18 protein-coding genes are annotated in these 14,826 nt (G+C 40.1%); all 18 read right to left on the bottom strand.

Annotated elements, in window-relative coordinates:
• Positions 1-83: 83 nt before the first annotated feature.
• The 18 genes from R7E47_RS23590 to R7E47_RS23500 all read right to left on the bottom strand — a co-directional run bounded on the left by R7E47_RS23590 (position 84) and on the right by R7E47_RS23500 (position 14,227).
• Positions 84-485 carry a hypothetical protein gene (locus R7E47_RS23590; protein ID WP_258483928.1) on the bottom strand — a complete coding sequence of 134 codons (402 nt, stop codon included), beginning with the start codon at positions 483-485 and terminating at the stop codon, positions 84-86.
• 678 nt (positions 486-1,163) lie between these two features.
• Positions 1,164-2,150, bottom strand: a complete 987-nt coding sequence (locus R7E47_RS23585) for a hypothetical protein (RefSeq protein WP_045491797.1) — start codon at positions 2,148-2,150, stop codon at positions 1,164-1,166.
• A gap of 136 nt (positions 2,151-2,286) precedes the next feature.
• Positions 2,287-2,820, bottom strand: coding sequence for a DUF6817 domain-containing protein (locus R7E47_RS23580; RefSeq protein WP_193248731.1), 534 nt, complete (start codon positions 2,818-2,820; stop codon positions 2,287-2,289).
• 113 nt (positions 2,821-2,933) lie between these two features.
• On the bottom strand, positions 2,934-3,470 hold the full coding sequence (locus R7E47_RS23575) for a nucleotidyltransferase family protein (RefSeq protein WP_047104093.1): 537 nt from the start codon (positions 3,468-3,470) through the stop codon (positions 2,934-2,936).
• A 143-nt stretch (positions 3,471-3,613) separates the two neighbouring features.
• Positions 3,614-4,318, bottom strand: coding sequence for a hypothetical protein (locus R7E47_RS23570; RefSeq protein ID WP_258675281.1), 705 nt, complete (start codon positions 4,316-4,318; stop codon positions 3,614-3,616).
• Between the two features lie 140 nt (positions 4,319-4,458).
• The gene (locus tag R7E47_RS23565) at positions 4,459-5,187 is read right to left on the bottom strand and encodes a hypothetical protein (protein ID WP_318085086.1); all 729 of its coding nucleotides are present in this window, start codon (positions 5,185-5,187) and stop codon (positions 4,459-4,461) included.
• Between the two features lie 690 nt (positions 5,188-5,877).
• Positions 5,878-6,387, bottom strand: coding sequence for a hypothetical protein (locus tag R7E47_RS23555; RefSeq protein ID WP_017822011.1), 510 nt, complete (start codon positions 6,385-6,387; stop codon positions 5,878-5,880).
• Positions 6,388-7,049: 662 nt separating this feature from the next.
• Positions 7,050-7,397: a hypothetical protein gene (locus R7E47_RS23550; protein WP_031780756.1), complete on the bottom strand. Its 348-nt coding sequence runs from the start codon at positions 7,395-7,397 to the stop codon at positions 7,050-7,052.
• Between the two features lie 170 nt (positions 7,398-7,567).
• Positions 7,568-7,972 (bottom strand): hypothetical protein, encoded by a 405-nt coding sequence (locus R7E47_RS23545; RefSeq protein WP_104979442.1) that lies wholly within the window; start codon positions 7,970-7,972, stop codon positions 7,568-7,570.
• A gap of 138 nt (positions 7,973-8,110) precedes the next feature.
• The gene (locus R7E47_RS23540) at positions 8,111-8,587 is read right to left on the bottom strand and encodes a GNAT family N-acetyltransferase (RefSeq protein ID WP_258483915.1); all 477 of its coding nucleotides are present in this window, start codon (positions 8,585-8,587) and stop codon (positions 8,111-8,113) included.
• 154 nt (positions 8,588-8,741) lie between these two features.
• Positions 8,742-9,137, bottom strand: a complete 396-nt coding sequence (locus R7E47_RS23535) for a DUF3465 domain-containing protein (RefSeq protein WP_171346383.1) — start codon at positions 9,135-9,137, stop codon at positions 8,742-8,744.
• A gap of 1,176 nt (positions 9,138-10,313) precedes the next feature.
• Positions 10,314-10,592 (bottom strand): hypothetical protein, encoded by a 279-nt coding sequence (locus R7E47_RS23530; protein ID WP_005377018.1) that lies wholly within the window; start codon positions 10,590-10,592, stop codon positions 10,314-10,316.
• A gap of 211 nt (positions 10,593-10,803) precedes the next feature.
• On the bottom strand, positions 10,804-11,313 hold the full coding sequence (locus R7E47_RS23525; RefSeq protein ID WP_318085085.1) for a hypothetical protein: 510 nt from the start codon (positions 11,311-11,313) through the stop codon (positions 10,804-10,806).
• A complete protein-coding gene (locus R7E47_RS23520) occupies positions 11,306-11,869 on the bottom strand; it encodes a hypothetical protein (RefSeq protein WP_258483917.1) in 564 nt (187 codons plus the stop codon). Before R7E47_RS23520 ends, R7E47_RS23525 begins: the two co-directional genes overlap by 8 nt.
• A 183-nt stretch (positions 11,870-12,052) precedes the next feature.
• Complete coding sequence (locus R7E47_RS23515; RefSeq protein WP_213892784.1) at positions 12,053-12,658, bottom strand: hypothetical protein; 606 nt, start codon at positions 12,656-12,658, stop codon at positions 12,053-12,055.
• A gap of 157 nt (positions 12,659-12,815) precedes the next feature.
• Positions 12,816-13,088 (bottom strand): nicotinamide mononucleotide transporter, encoded by a 273-nt coding sequence (locus tag R7E47_RS23510; RefSeq protein ID WP_258483918.1) that lies wholly within the window; start codon positions 13,086-13,088, stop codon positions 12,816-12,818.
• Between the two features lie 134 nt (positions 13,089-13,222).
• The gene (locus tag R7E47_RS23505; protein WP_069505786.1) at positions 13,223-13,633 is read right to left on the bottom strand and encodes a cytidine deaminase; all 411 of its coding nucleotides are present in this window, start codon (positions 13,631-13,633) and stop codon (positions 13,223-13,225) included.
• 165 nt (positions 13,634-13,798) lie between these two features.
• Positions 13,799-14,227, bottom strand: coding sequence for a GNAT family N-acetyltransferase (locus tag R7E47_RS23500; RefSeq protein WP_258483919.1), 429 nt, complete (start codon positions 14,225-14,227; stop codon positions 13,799-13,801).
• Positions 14,228-14,826: the final 599 nt, after the last annotated feature.

The following is a 14,826-nucleotide window of genomic DNA, read 5'->3' as shown; positions in this document are numbered from 1 at the left end:
GCATACCACCTTAAACACTAAAACCAACGCATAGTAAAAATGCCACGCGTTGCGAATCCCTCTTGAACAGTTTGTTAGGAGTTTTATTCATAGCGTTCACAATCTTTCGGTATGTCTATATATGTTTCATTTGCCCTCCAGTCCTGAGTCCGAGGGTCAAAGTAAAGCTCATACGTTGAGACGCTGTTATATGTACCCGATGTTATCTGATTTCCAATAGTAACTATATTTGGCTCTGAAATAATGAAAATCCAAACATTGTCACCTGACACTAACTCAAGTCGACTATCAGAAACAAACGAAGCCTCTTCTGTAGAAAAGAACTCTCTAGGATAACTTTCACAATACCACTTTAAATTCTGACCATAAGAGCTATAGACAGTTCTCATGTTGAATTTCTCGTACAAATCTTTTGTGGTTACTTGCTCTGCTCCGTTAGAGCTGAATGCAAAAAATGTTAAAGCGACACTAAAAATCAATTTCATGCGCAAACTCCTAACGCCTTGCTAAGGTGTGAGTAACGCAATACAAAAGCTACCGCACGGCGCCTTAATCACATAAGCCACCGCATAGTAAAAATGCCACGCGTTACGAATCGCTCTTAAGCAATTTGTTAGTACATGCGCTACTTCTATTTATGCGCTCCAAGATATTGAAAATTGAGATGATATGAAAGGCTTTGAACACTGAAGTGAGACGGGCAGCTACAAAACTTTACCCCGTCGGGAAGACGAAAGTTAGCTAGAAGAAAAACGCACTAAATCCCTTTCTTTCACTCAGTTCAAATTAGAAAAGGATTAGTTCCCCGCACTTCGACAGCAACACCAAAGAAAGACAATTCTGACTTAGTAAAAGCCACGAAAAAGAAGAAGTGCCACAGAAATAGGATAAGAGTTAGAAGCCGTAAACGGTGAAGTCAAAACGAACACTCCGCATATAGTGCCACCGGAAAGAACGTGAAAGGCACTAACTGAAAGGTGTAAATACAAGCGCTAAAACAGATAAACACCAAAACTTATGACCTTTGATGTCAAACCCGTACTAACGCCCTGTTAAGGGGTGAGCAACGCAGTACCGATGCCACCGCATACCACCTTAAACACTAAAGCCAACGCATAGTAAAAATGCCACGCGTTGCGAATCACTCTTAAACAGTTTGTTAGCTAGATTTTCAATAAGTCCAAAGTTTTTTCATGCTTCCTATTCAATATGTGCCCAGTCTCTTTTACAACATCTTGCATACGAGCATTGTTTTCCCACAGTTTAGGGCTAATACAAATATCTTCAGACCTATAAAATATAAAATCATTCAATAGTTTTTCAAAGTTTGATTTAAACTCCTTTCTCAGCCATGAGCTATGAATATCATATTTACTATCCCAGCTAATTACTATTATTGTTTCATTATCATCAGGCATTACATTAAATGTAACTGTTGGAACCTCTTCGTTAGGGAAAACCTCACGGAATTCTGAAAAATGCTCTTCCGTAATATATGTGCAACTTGAGCACGCAACATTAAGATTTTTTTCAACAACAAAGGTCAAATGTTCTAAAGAATCAACTTTGCCTTTCTTTATATACTCTTGAGTAATTTCTAAAAGTGGCATCAGCTCATTTTCACAATAATTAGCCTTTAGGCTTAATGCTTGCTTGAAAGTCGTTTCACTAATAAGTTTTGCATGACCAAAAGCTGACTCGATCGAATGCACCAAATATTGACTACCTAGCAGAATCGATAACCGCTTTGAAGACATTACCTGTCTTAATAATTCATAACCTAAAGTTCTATAATATAAGTAAAGCAAATGTTTAGCATTTCCAACATCCAATCCACCTAGTTCGAACTCATGAAACAATTTATCATGAAAATCGCAAAAACCCGGAAATGTTGTCGCTTTAGATATAGGTGTTTTTCTAAACTTAATATTACTCGTCAAACTTTTCAGATCATAACTTCGTGAAAGGCTAGAGTCTAAACAATACACATGATCTTTAACTTCAATCTTAGACAAAGGTCCCTTTCTCTGAACAGAATGAGAACCTATCGCTTGCTCATGGCAGCCCAAATATAGACATTGATGTGTTTCATTCGTGATCGCTTTATCAATTTCTTCAAGATAATTTCTATAGTTTATCGCTGCCTTCATTTTATTTCCTATCTAGCTAACGCCGCGTTAAGGGGTGAACAACGCCAACCACCTAACCTAAACCATTGTGCCGTAAACACTAAAACAGATTCAAACTAAAAATGCCAAGCGTTGAGAATCCCTCTTGAACGCCTTGTTATGCGAAATTCGACAAGGCTGATTTGTACGCATTTCTAGCCTCAGGGCTTAAGTAACTGTCCATACCTTGGAACAGTTCAAATAGCTCGGCACCATATTTGAGTTTGAACTCTTCACTGCTATAAACAAGCTCTAGCTCATTAGCGACGGTTAACTCGCAAAACAATTTCGCCATTGCATTGTCGAGTGTGAATGTTGAACCAGTAAACCTATCTTTAAATTGGATTTCTAACACTTTGCCAAATTGAGGGAATACATAGTCTCGGTCGCATGAACAATACAAATAAACCAATGCTTCTTCATCACTACCAATAATTCGCGCTATTTCTTTGCGCTGGCTTAGCGACACCATATTCTCATCGAAACCCGCTGTTCCATACGCGGCATGAAAGAGACCTGCGATTTGAAGTAATTCGCTACTACCCCAGTTAATTAGAACTTTCTCAGTACCTTTTAGGTGTGCTTCCAACGAGCCATTGAGGTGCTGAAAATCACCCGCACCAAGCTCTTGCAGCATTCCAAATTTATCCATAAATATCAATTTCCTTTAGGTCGCATAACGCCGCATTAAGGTGTGAGCAGCGCTTGGCTATACTTGAGCGAAGCGAAAACGCCAAGCGTTGCGAATCACTCTTAAATGCTTTGTTAGGGCACTGTTCTCAAAGATGGCCACCTTACTAGCCAGCCCTTTGAATTTACACGATTTTCAAACGTTTCTCGTGACCTTTTAGGGTTATGTGTGACACAGTAACCAAATAAGGATTCGTACCCAAAAGCTGCAATACATTCATAGCTATCAGGTGCGACTTGTCGAATGGCAACAGCTGTCTCTTGTTCTGGCCAATAGCTCATAGCATCAAGGGAGCATGTGTAGGGTAAATCGCCATTCCGAGTATGCATTAGTGCTTGGTTACGAACTTGCCAGTTAACTTCTGGCATTAGCTGCTTGAGCTGAGATTCGTGGTGTAAATATGCATTAGGGTCGTTCTCGTCTGGAGCAAAGTAAATAACATCCGCATCGTTCAATGGTGTTGCTACATCAAAGCCATGCAGTGCATCCCAAACAAGATTACGAACGAAACCAGCTGCAATGTAACACTGAGGCAAGCCCAATTTAGATACGCACTCTAAGGCTTTAACTCTAACTGGATCTTGCTTGATTAATTCTACGATTCTATCCATTTTCGCCCTGTGCCCTAACGCCCTGTTAAGGTGTGAGCAACGTAATACCGAAGCTCACGCATACCACCTTAAACACTAAAACCAACGCATAGTAAAAATGCCACGCGTTGCGAATCACTCTTGAACAGCTTGTTAGAAATATTTTACGATGGGCCAAATTCCCAAGAGTATGGTGATAGAAGTATAGCCAGATCTGCTTCAGTTAAATTTTCATGTTTCCTAGAAACATAATTTATTAAATAAGGGAAAAAGTAGTCGGTGATCACTTCTTCACCAAGTCCAGCGATAGAACCATCGCCACTCCATCTTGAGTTGTTAAAACGTTCTTCGTTGTACAACTCGTCGGGTATTGGAAATTTAATTACAAACTGCCCTAATTGTGTAAGTTGAACCCACGCATCAACTTTTTTTGAATCCATACTATAAAAGTCAACGCCATCTAGTGCCAATTGACAATAACGATTGAGAACATGGTCAAGATTACTTGCGACGTATGGAAATGAAATCGTTAAGAACTGTATAGATTTGTCCGAGAAAACAAATCTAAGCGCATTTTTAAGGTAATTCTCGCGATTATTTTTTGCCGTAAGAACGTTACGATTTGAAAGAATATATGTAAGGTCTTTATTTCTAAGAGTTTTAGATTTAATCTCAACCTTTGAAATCAATGACTGGTCTACTGCAACCAACTTAAAAAATTTTGACCTTTTCTCTATATTACTAAAATTGAGTTTTCTGCTTTCTTGTATTTTACCTTTAATATAAAAATACAGTGCATACACAATGCTAAAACTGCTAACAATTGTGCAAATGTTTGCAATTAACGACAAATTACTTTCTGTGAACATAACTTTCCCAATATTTCTAACGCCCTGTTAAGGTGTGAGCAACGCAATACCGATGCCACCGCATACCACCTTAAACACTAAACGCAACGCATAGTAAAAATGCCACGCGTTGCGAATCACTCTTAAACAGATTGTTAGGATTATGCCGCGCCATATTGCCAACTAGCTAAATTGAACTGTTCGTCGAGATGAAAACATAGAGCCTCCCCCGAATATTTCTCGATTGAATATACCATTGTAGGAACTACTTTATCGCAGATTAGCTCTCTCGGCAGTTCTACAACACTGCTGGGCATTATGTTGAGCATACAGTCTATACCCAAATGTTCAAATAACACGCTTCGCTCAAATGAACTGAGAGGGACAGTTTCTCGAAAAGAGTGATTTTGGGAGAACCATACCTCTAGGCGGTCCAAGAAAGGATTATACGGAGTCAAGTCTGAAAAACTCAGAATTCCCTTTGCCATCATAACAAATTCATCATCAGTAAAGTCTTCTAGTTGCTTCATGTAACGCATATTGATAAGTAATTTTAATGCTTGCGCAGTACATTCATACTTTGCAGTCATTTTTTCATCAATATCTTTATTGATACCTTTTTCACTCTGACCTGCCAGCTGATTTTGATATTTTTTACTTGTTACTTTTAGTTCGTATGACTTCTTTTTGCTTAGGAACAGGCTTGCTTTGCTTAATTTTTGAATGAGTTCTTTCTCGTCTTGATCCAGAATACCTTTCTCATCAACCCAAATGAGTAGACTTCTATTAAACTTGAATGTATTAGCACAGAGGTCTTGTTTTTCAAACAAAAACCAGGTCGCTGTTATGCCACCTAGTATTGTACAAACCGCTAAAATGAACTCTAACATTATGTTTCCTTTTAATAATTCCTAACGCCGCGTTAAGTGGTGAACAACGCTAACCACTAAACTTAAACCATTGTACCTTAAACACTAAATTCAACTTGAACTGAAATCGCCAAGCGTTGTGAATCCGCCTTAAACGCCTTGTTAGGCGAAGTTTTCCACCAGTGTTTAAGTTGTTTTGAAAGCAGATTACCCGAAACAAAATACTCAACCAAACACCCACTGACTTTTTGTGATTCAAGAACCATAAAAGCCACTATGTTTCAGCCGAAAGTTCGACAACCACGAAATACAGACTTTCAGCGATCAAGTTGCATTTGAGGAAGCGAGACGTAAAGCTGCAAACTTAAAGCGAGAACGAAAGCCTCGATTAACTTGCCCTTTCCACACTTTGAGCCCGTGAGATTCACCACCAACCAACGCTAAAAACCAATGAGGCAACCCACGAACATTGGCATGTTTTACGGCTGGATAGGTTCCAGAATTTGAGCCGACAATGTTGAATTGCCGACTTAGTAAAACGAATGCTTAAAGAAAACTAAGAAGATGAGAACAAAGAGCTTTACTGCCCGTCGCCTAACGCCCAGTTAAGGGGTGAAGCACGCAATACCGATGTTGCCGCATAGCACTTCAACACCGAAACCAACGCATACCCAAAATGCCACGCGTGCTGAATCCCTCTTGAACTGTTTGTTATGTTCGTAGCTTTTGTAACCCTTGTATTGCTCGGTTGGTCGAATCTATTAAGTCTGTACGCTTCAGTTTCGTTCGAATAGCCAAAGCTTCAATAAACTGCTTTTCAGCGAGTTCATAGTTACCAAGCTCCACGTTTAATTTACCCAAGTGTTGTAAACTGAAACTCAAAGAAAGCACACAACCGTAATCTTGGCTTTGTAAGTATGCTCTTTCAGCACCACCCATATCACCTGCGTATTGCAACGCAATACCCGAAATATGAGTAGACCAAAACTTGTGCTTATCGCTAGATGTAGACATTTGGACTTTGGAAGCTAGCCAATAAGCCAAACTACAAAACCCTATAACACGCAAACAATCGGCTACTAAAATTTGCTGCCACTCTAGCTTTTCTGTTTCGCCTAACACCTTAAATTTTAAGCATTTGTAAATAGTTAAAGCAAGTTTATGGAAAACGCTGAAAGTTACCCTATCCCTTTGATAGCCCACCATTTCCTCCAAGAACATAACGCCTTGCTAAGGTGTGAGTAACGCAATACAAAAGCTACCGCACAGCGCCTTAATCACATAAGCCACCGTAAAGTAAAAATGCCACGCGTTACGAATCACTCTTAAGCAATTTGTTAGTACATGCGCTACTTCTATTTATGCGCCCCAAGATATTGAAAAATGGCATGATATGAAAGGCTTTGAACACTGAAGTGAGACGGGCAGCTACAAAACTTAAACTCGGTTAAGAGACGAGAGTTGGCTAGAAGAAAAACGCACTGAACTGCCCTACTTTTACTGGCTTAAAATTAGAAAAGGATTCGTTCTTCGCACTTCAACAGCAACGCCAAAAGTCACCAAGGTTCTCTCAAAAGCCACCACAAAAATGAAGAAGCACCAAAGAAATAGGCTAAGAGTTAGAAACCGTAAACGGTGAAATCAAAGCAAACACTCCGCATATAGTGCCACCGGAAAGAACGTGAAAGGTACAAACCGAAAGGTGTAAAGACGAGTGCAAAAACAGATAAACACCAAAACTGATGATCTTTGATGTCAAACCCGTACTAACGCCTTGTTAAGGTGTGAGGCACGCAATACCAAAGCCCCCGCATGCCACCTAACCACTAAAACCAACGCATAGTAAAAATGCCACGCGTGCCGAATCACTCTTGAACAATTTGTTATGCGCGTTCTCCACGATTGAACGCAACTACAGTAGCGCGTAATTTAGTCAGCTTAAACTCTGTAAGTAACACTGTAACAAAAGACAATATAGAAACGGAGATAAGTGCAATATTTATCAAAGCATTACCACTAAACTCATAAATACCTGACAGACCAATAAATAGCAAAAGACAGGCAATTATCGATAGAATCGAATCATTAGTTTTCACTTTATACTCATCAGCAGGTATATCTTTTATTATCGAAACCGGATTTGAAAGCCCGTCAAGCCGAACTGCAATTTTTCCTTTTTTAATTTTGACTTTTAGGCCAGAACTTCTTAACGAATTAGCTAAATCTTCCATGATTGATTATCTCCATTTCTGCGAGCGCATAACGCCCTGTTAAGGTGTGAGCAACGCAATACCGAGCCGCCGCATACCACCTTAATCACCAAACGCAACGCATAGTAAAAATGCCACGCGTTGCGAATCACTCTTAAACAGTTTGTTATAAAACTACCCAATTTTTACTACTAGGTTGAATTACCATCCCACAAATGTTGAGGATCTGGAACAAAAGTCACCCCACAGCCAACACCATGATATACACGTGATGTTACAGACACTAACCAACCACCTGGAACTTTTGTTCTAAAAGTACGGTGATGAACAGCAAAGCCCTCATTGCTTAAGTTTTCCCAATGGAGTGTTGAATCAGATTCACCACGCATTTTTTTAAATCGTAATTCATCCTCTCGATATTGCTCCTTCTGAGACCATAACTTTATAGCTTTCTCTGCACTAAGAGCTTTGATACTTTCACATACAATTGTAAAGCTATCTTTTTGCAAACCTCTAATTTCTTCACCTGCACCTTCTTCGATAATATTAACCGCAATTGATATATCATCCTTTTCTAGAATAATGTATTCATTCACATTCTTTCTCACTTTGTTTTATAACGTTCTGTTAAGGGGTGAGCAACGCAATACCGAAGCCGCCGCAAACCACCTTAATCACTAAAATCAACGCATAGTGAAAATGCCACGCGTTGCGAATCCCTCTTGAACAGTTTGTTAGGTGCGTAGCCAAAGTTGGTAAAAGTCGGTTTCATCGTGCTTGGGATTCTTGCGTACGAACTCCCAACCATGACGCTTATAGAATGTAAGAGCTCGATGGTTAGTTCGGCTTACTGAAAGTACAGCACGCAAACAACCCGCTTTACTCAAAGTGCTTACAATATAATCCTGCAATTTTGCAGCGAGTCCTGAACCACGAAAATTCGGCTTTAAGTAAATGAGATGCACATAGCCAGTCCCCGGCTCGGGTGAAAAACTACGAAACTCTAATTGCCCTGCAAACTGACCATCCACAAATATATGGATATAGAACCATCCTGATGTTGCTAACCGGTCTAAGACTCGTTCACGATAACCACTGATGAAGTCGTCGATACCATCGCAATGCCCAAAACTACAAAAGTATGCATCTTTTCTCGCAGCAACGCATAATTCGAAATCATCAATGTTTATCTGCCGAAAAGCAATTTCCATACTTACCTTTTCCTTCAAGCACCTAACGCCGCATTAAGGTGTGAGCAACGCAACCACTAAACCTAACCATACCACCGTAAACACAAAACCCAACGATGGAATGAAAAATGCCAAGCGTTGGGAATCACTCTTAAATGCTTTGTTATGTGAATTTCTACTCGTACGTTTTACCGCTGTGCTTTAACCAACCATGTGGGTGCCTATTGTTCGGATCGTGGTGTGTCCAGTGCATTACTCCACCCTTTTTATTCCATTCATATTCACCGTAAAACTGAACTCGATCGCCGACTTTTAGGTTGGGGATTCTTGGTGCTAAGTCGATGTTATGAGCAACAAGTAAAGTCTGCTTACTATCTAATTTGAGTATGAATCTTTGATGTCGACTTCCTTTGTTGTCATCCGGCAATAGGCGGATTACTGTTCCTGAACCACGAACTTGAATGTCACTTTGATGATTTTCATACGCCTGTCCGAGCTTGTAGTCATTCGCTAGAGCACCAACTGAAACTAAACAAAAAGCTGCTATAAATATTGCGAAGAACTTCTTCATTACTCAATTTCTCCAATTCACATAACGCCGCGTTAAGTGGTGAACAACGCTAACCACCAAACCTAAACCATTGAACCTTAAATACTTAAGCTAACTTGAACTGAAATCGCCAAGCGTTGTGAATCCGCCTTAAACGCCTTGTTAGGCGAAGTTTCCCACCAGTGTTTAAGTTGGTTTGAAAGTAGGTTACCCGAAACAAAATAAGCAACCAAACACCCACTGACTTTTTGTGATTCAAGAACCACAAATGTCACTATGTTTCAGCCGAAATTTCGACAACTACGAAATACAGACTTTCAGCGATCAAGTTGCTTTTGAGGAAGCGAAACGTAAAGCTGCAAATTTAAAACGAGAACGAAAGCCTCGATTAACTTGCCCTTTCCACACTCTGAACCAGTGAAATTCACCGCCAACCAGGCCCATAAAACAATGAGGCTACCCACGAATTTTGGCATGTTTTACGGTTGAAGAAATTCAAGAAGTTGAGCGACAATGTTGAATTGCCGACTTAGAAAAGCGAATAGCCAAAGAGAACTAAGAAGATGAGAACAAAAAATTTTCCTGCCCGTCGCCTAACGCCCTGTTAAGGGGTGAGCAACGCTAGCCACCCAACCTAAAATTTACACCGTAAACACTTTTACCAAAAATAGCATTAAACCGCCAAGCGTTGAGAATCCCTCTTGAACAGTTTGTTAGTTGCCAGACCCACGGCTTTGATTTGAAGTTTATGAGCACTTTGCCAACACGACCTTTACGTATTTTGTAAAACTCAAATCAGGCGCAGTTTCAAAGCGCCTGTTACTGAAACCACTTGGAACATACAACGCCGTAGAAAACGGGCTAACAACACCAAAAAGCTCTTTTGGACAGTCAATGTTACACAGCTAACTTTCAACATATAAATCGGTTTCTGAAATAGAAAATCCAACCACAAAAGAAACCAACGTTCGGTTTTCACAAACTCAAACAACTAGAAGTTGAAATACGAAAACCGAGCCAAAAAGCACTGGACCTTAGCCCTAAACATTTTGTTTTAGCTCCGTTTTTCTCGTTGGCAACTAACGCCCTGTTAAGGGGTGAGCAACGCAATACCGAAGCCACCGCACACCACCTTAATCACTAAAATCAACGCATAGTGAAAATGCCACGCGTTGCGAATCCCTCTTGAACAGTTTGTTAGGCGATATTTCTACGTTTAACTTCTTTCTCATACGAAGATTCGTTGTATAGCCAAATAGCCCAAAATGCGAAAAACATCCCGATCGTGTAAATTGAGTAATTAAGAGCATTATCCGATAAGAAAATCGTAATGCTTGCCGCATCAGAAGATGGATAAAGGAAAATAACATTAAAAATCATGTACAAAATGGCTGTGACGAAAGTGGTTCTGAAAAGCCAATTTAAACATCCTTTCTTTCGAGATTTTTGCCAATTATCAAATGCTTTACCATTCATTAATCCACTCCTTTTCTATTAACTGAAGCTAGATTCACGCCAAGATACTATCACTACTCTATCGTTGATCTCATGTCGCCTAACGCCGCATTAAGGTGTGAGCAACGCCGCTACCTAACCTAAACCTTTACACCGTAAACACAAAACCCAACCTTGAACTGAAAATGCCAAGCGTTGGGAATCACTCTTAAATGCTTTGTTAGCTTTACTATTACGCGTTTTCAAATAACTGCTTCACATCTTCGATCGCTGAACTTTGACTTTTTCTGAAGTCACCCAACCGAGAAGCTGAGTAAGAAACATATAAGTTACCCGTAATCAAGCACAAAGGAGTAAAGACTACAGCAAAAAAAAGTAGCCAGCAAAGTGGATAGTAAGTGACTTGATAATCTGGGTTAAAGCCAATAAACACGAGATTTAAAACCATTACTGCGGTACAAAAAAGTCCGGACCATTTGGCAAAGGTTGAAAAACGGTTGAGTCGCAACGCGTATCGCTTTCGCTTCGCTTCGAAACCCGAAGCACATCGAGAATTCTCAAATTTTTCACCAAGCTGAGCTTTTAATTCTGTACTCAATTCATCTGAAATGCGATTAAATCGACTAACCGCCATGTGCCTGAGCTCTTCCCACAAAGAGAACACTAAGTTAAGACCTACGGCTACTTCTATCAAAGACGAAAAGTCTGCTAACTTATAAAAAGTGATAACTGTTTCAGACATGGCTGACCCCTCCATTTAAACAGCGATCACGCACGGAATTGAAATATTCAGATAAATTACGGTTGAAAGATTCGTCAAAGTAGTTAATGAAGGTAGGCACAGACAAGTCACTTGAATTTTCATCGCTATAGTCAAAGGAGCCCACAATTAGAGCATCATTGTCGCCTACTACGAAATTAACACCTCGTTTTAGAACATCAGCATCACTCAACAGTTTTTGAGGGATAGAGTTTACTTTAACTTTCCCTTTTAATTGATTGAAAAAATTAGACTTCTTTAGTTTTTTTGAGTCATCAGTCAATACCAAAAATTCTCGTTTTGAGTCTTCTAAGTAATCAACGATATTCCGAATAATTAAGTCATTAGATAAAGCATCTAAGAGCCTATTATGTTCTTTACCTTTGAATGTAGTGAGCACTCGAATGACGTCTTCACTGTTGTTAATCAAAAGGCTTAAACCTAGAATTAACACGTCCTCTGATACAACCCTAATGGGAGCTTTTTTTCTATCCAAAGCACATTTTTTCATGTACGAGAAAAGATCTTCATTGCCCATAACTCATTGTTACCTTTTGTTATTTTTATTGTTGCATATTATCAGCGTTCATTTTCGGGGTAAAGCTAACGCCCTGTTAAGGTGTGAGCAACGCAATACCGAAGCCACCGCATACCACCTTAACCACTAAACCTAACGCATAGTAAAAATGCCACGCGTTGCGAATCACTCTTAAACAGTTTGTTATGCGTGTGCCTGAGGCTTCAAAGAATCTAGCATTTTCTGCTGGAACTCTTTTCGCATAATTTCGCTTTCTTCGCTCTCATGAAGAGCCAGCAAGAATGTCTGACGATCACCCCACTCTTCTACTTTACGCTTCGGCAAGCCACCTAGGTCTCTAAGTTTCTCAGACATTTGAATGGCTAATAAACCTAAAGCAGCATATTTCATTGCTCTCGCCTCATAAAATTCCGCAAAATCAGGAGGTGTAGCAGTGTAATCACTTACAGCTGAAATATATGAGTTAGCTTCGTGAACCATTTGAGGTAGGTTTAACAAATCGTAGAGTAAATCTTGAGGCAGTATTTTCCAATCAACCTCAAGTTCTAACGGAGTAAAACTTGGGGTTTGCGAATGATAGTAAGTGTATCCATTCTGATCTTCGGTGCCATTATCAGTGACGACTTCACGGCAACCAACTATAAACTGCTCGATACTACTCGTGACAATAATTGCAAGATAGTACGTTTCTGCCGCTTTTGACTTTTTCGCAGCAACAGACTCTTTGAGGATAGTTAAAAGAAAACCGACCAAACCGCCTAAAATGACAACAATTAATTTCTCAAACACGATAATCCTCTAGTCGATAAAACGCATAACGCCCTGTTAAGGTGTGAGCAACGCAATACTGATGCTTCCGCATACCACCTTAAACACTAAAATCAACGCATAGTAAAAATGCCACGCGTTGCGAATCACTCTTGAACAGTTTGTTATGTGCGAACTTCTAGCTTGTAGATGACTGCTCAACAACACTAACTTTAGGCTCTTTCTCTGGCGTCGACCATTTGATGATTGCTCTAAGGTTCATTGAGAAAAAGATGATATTTGCAATTATCATTGCCACACTGCCAGTAAGATAACCAACTGCTACCCAACTAGTGTTACCGCACATCATTAAAATGAACCCGATTTTGTTCTTATTTCCAATTTGCCAAATTGCAAGAAACGTAAGTACCATTGCAACCCAGTCGATTCCATAGTACTGAAAATATTCCATTTTTCCTCCAAGCACATAACGCCCTGTTAAGGTGTGAGCAACGCCAATACCGAAGCTCCCGCATACCACCTTAATCACTTAAACCAACGCATAATAAAAATGCCACGCGTTGCGAATCACTCTTAAACAGTTTGTTATAGCGCTTTACCGTTTACAAGTGACCAATGATGAGGCATTAACTCTCGTATAGTTTTGAAAACCAATGCATTCTCTGGAGTCGTAATTGCTGCTTTGACATCCCCACCCCAGTGGACAAGGCGCTCTTGGCAAACTCCGCATGGTGACAAGATTAGAAATTCATCGTTCTCACTCTCACGACACAGGCATAATGAGTGGGTCACTCGCTCATTGAGTTTGTGAGCCTCTAAATACGCTCCCACTTCCATGCATAGTGAAAGAGCATCGTTTTTAGTATCAGGAGCAATGCTTGTTAATATTTTTCCTGACTCTGTTCTAACAGCCGCAGCACCACCCCAACCAGAAGGATATCGCATATTTACTAGTTCTATTGCTGCTTGATAGAGCTCTTTTTCGATATTATCCATGACCATCCATATTCAATTTTATCGAGCGCTATAACGCCCTGTTAAGGTGTGAGCAACGCAATACCGATGCCGCCGCATACCACCTTAAACACTAAACGCAACGCATAGTGAAAATGCCACACGTTGCGAATCACTCTTAAACAGTTTGTTATACGCGTGCTGACACTACAACGGAACTTTCATAACCTTATGATTTGGCTCACTTTCAACATCAACCGCTAACCAACCTAAAGGCTCATACAACGATGGTACATTTGTGTAAACATACAGGTTACTTTGAGTTGTTGCTGATACTTGCCTAACACCTCGATTGATCAGTTCACTCGCAATACCTTGACCACGCCACTCATTGGATACAAAGACTGCGTTAAGCCAAATAACTTCTGAGTCACCATGAGGTTCTGTAAAGCGCGAATAAGCGAGACCACCAATAACTTGGTTCTCTCTGAGAGCAACAATTACCGGTGGAAGATTAGATTCTAGTTTATAAGTATCTACAAACAGAAAGTCAGACCATTCCGTTTGAAACAGCTTCTCTAGAGCAACCCAATACTCACTCTTTTCATCGCAATTTCTGAACACTACCTTGTTCATATTGGATTATTTCCTCAAAAGCGTATAACGCCGCGTTAAGTGGTGAGCAACGCTACCACCCTACCTAAACCATTGTGCCGTAAACACTAAAGCTGAATCAAATCGAAAATGCCAAGCGTTGGGAATCCGTCTTAAACGCTTTGTTATGCGTATGGTTTATTATTACTAATTGACCCAACCAGATAAACAGAATATCATACTCAAACTTCTGGGTGCATAGGTAGCGCGGGGGAGTGGGCTGAAGCTGTGGAATTGATTGTTTGGCTAATTTCGAACTTAACCGGTACGTACCAACAAATAACTTCACATTTCTCAACTCACTCTGAGTTCGACTCTCAATTGCAAGATTGCCCTAAGGAGGTGCACATGGATAAAAACAGATTAACTTCAGCTTATGAAACACTAAAAAAAGCAGTGGTCAAGACTGTCGATTCTAACTTCTTTAGCTACACTCTCTTGTTGCTAGGATGGTGGTTTGTCCCCTCGCTTCCTATGTATCTAGAATCTTCCCGCTTATACGCATAACGCCCTGCTAAGGGGTGAGCAACGCAATACAAAAGCCGAAGCAAACCACCTTAATCACTAAATTCAACGCATAG

It is taken from the genome of Vibrio sp. Vb1026 (assembly GCF_033338745.1).
Lineage (GTDB): Bacteria > Pseudomonadota > Gammaproteobacteria > Enterobacterales > Vibrionaceae > Vibrio > Vibrio alginolyticus.
Note: the sequence above shows the minus strand (reverse complement) of the source record. Positions and strands in the feature narration are given on the sequence as shown.

Excerpts from the sequence above, each read along its gene's own strand:
- R7E47_RS23510 (WP_258483918.1), bottom strand. The coding sequence starts at position 13,088 with ATGGAATATTTTCAGTACTATGGAATCGACTGGGTTGCAATGGTACTT.
- R7E47_RS23555 (WP_017822011.1), bottom strand. The coding sequence starts at position 6,387 with ATGTTCTTGGAGGAAATGGTGGGCTATCAAAGGGATAGGGTAACTTTC.
- R7E47_RS23520 (WP_258483917.1), bottom strand. The coding sequence starts at position 11,869 with ATGGGCAATGAAGATCTTTTCTCGTACATGAAAAAATGTGCTTTGGAT.
- R7E47_RS23530 (WP_005377018.1), bottom strand. The coding sequence starts at position 10,592 with ATGAATGGTAAAGCATTTGATAATTGGCAAAAATCTCGAAAGAAAGGA.
- R7E47_RS23580 (WP_193248731.1), bottom strand. The coding sequence starts at position 2,820 with ATGGATAAATTTGGAATGCTGCAAGAGCTTGGTGCGGGTGATTTTCAG.
- R7E47_RS23570 (WP_258675281.1), bottom strand. The coding sequence starts at position 4,318 with ATGTTCACAGAAAGTAATTTGTCGTTAATTGCAAACATTTGCACAATT.
- R7E47_RS23540 (WP_258483915.1), bottom strand. The coding sequence starts at position 8,587 with ATGGAAATTGCTTTTCGGCAGATAAACATTGATGATTTCGAATTATGC.
- R7E47_RS23505 (WP_069505786.1), bottom strand. The coding sequence starts at position 13,633 with ATGGATAATATCGAAAAAGAGCTCTATCAAGCAGCAATAGAACTAGTA.
- R7E47_RS23550 (WP_031780756.1), bottom strand. The coding sequence starts at position 7,397 with ATGGAAGATTTAGCTAATTCGTTAAGAAGTTCTGGCCTAAAAGTCAAA.
- R7E47_RS23590 (WP_258483928.1), bottom strand. The coding sequence starts at position 485 with ATGAAATTGATTTTTAGTGTCGCTTTAACATTTTTTGCATTCAGCTCT.
- R7E47_RS23525 (WP_318085085.1), bottom strand. The coding sequence starts at position 11,313 with ATGTCTGAAACAGTTATCACTTTTTATAAGTTAGCAGACTTTTCGTCT.
- R7E47_RS23500 (WP_258483919.1), bottom strand. The coding sequence starts at position 14,227 with ATGAACAAGGTAGTGTTCAGAAATTGCGATGAAAAGAGTGAGTATTGG.
- R7E47_RS23585 (WP_045491797.1), bottom strand. The coding sequence starts at position 2,150 with ATGAAGGCAGCGATAAACTATAGAAATTATCTTGAAGAAATTGATAAA.
- R7E47_RS23565 (WP_318085086.1), bottom strand. The coding sequence starts at position 5,187 with ATGTTAGAGTTCATTTTAGCGGTTTGTACAATACTAGGTGGCATAACA.
- R7E47_RS23535 (WP_171346383.1), bottom strand. The coding sequence starts at position 9,137 with ATGAAGAAGTTCTTCGCAATATTTATAGCAGCTTTTTGTTTAGTTTCA.
- R7E47_RS23575 (WP_047104093.1), bottom strand. The coding sequence starts at position 3,470 with ATGGATAGAATCGTAGAATTAATCAAGCAAGATCCAGTTAGAGTTAAA.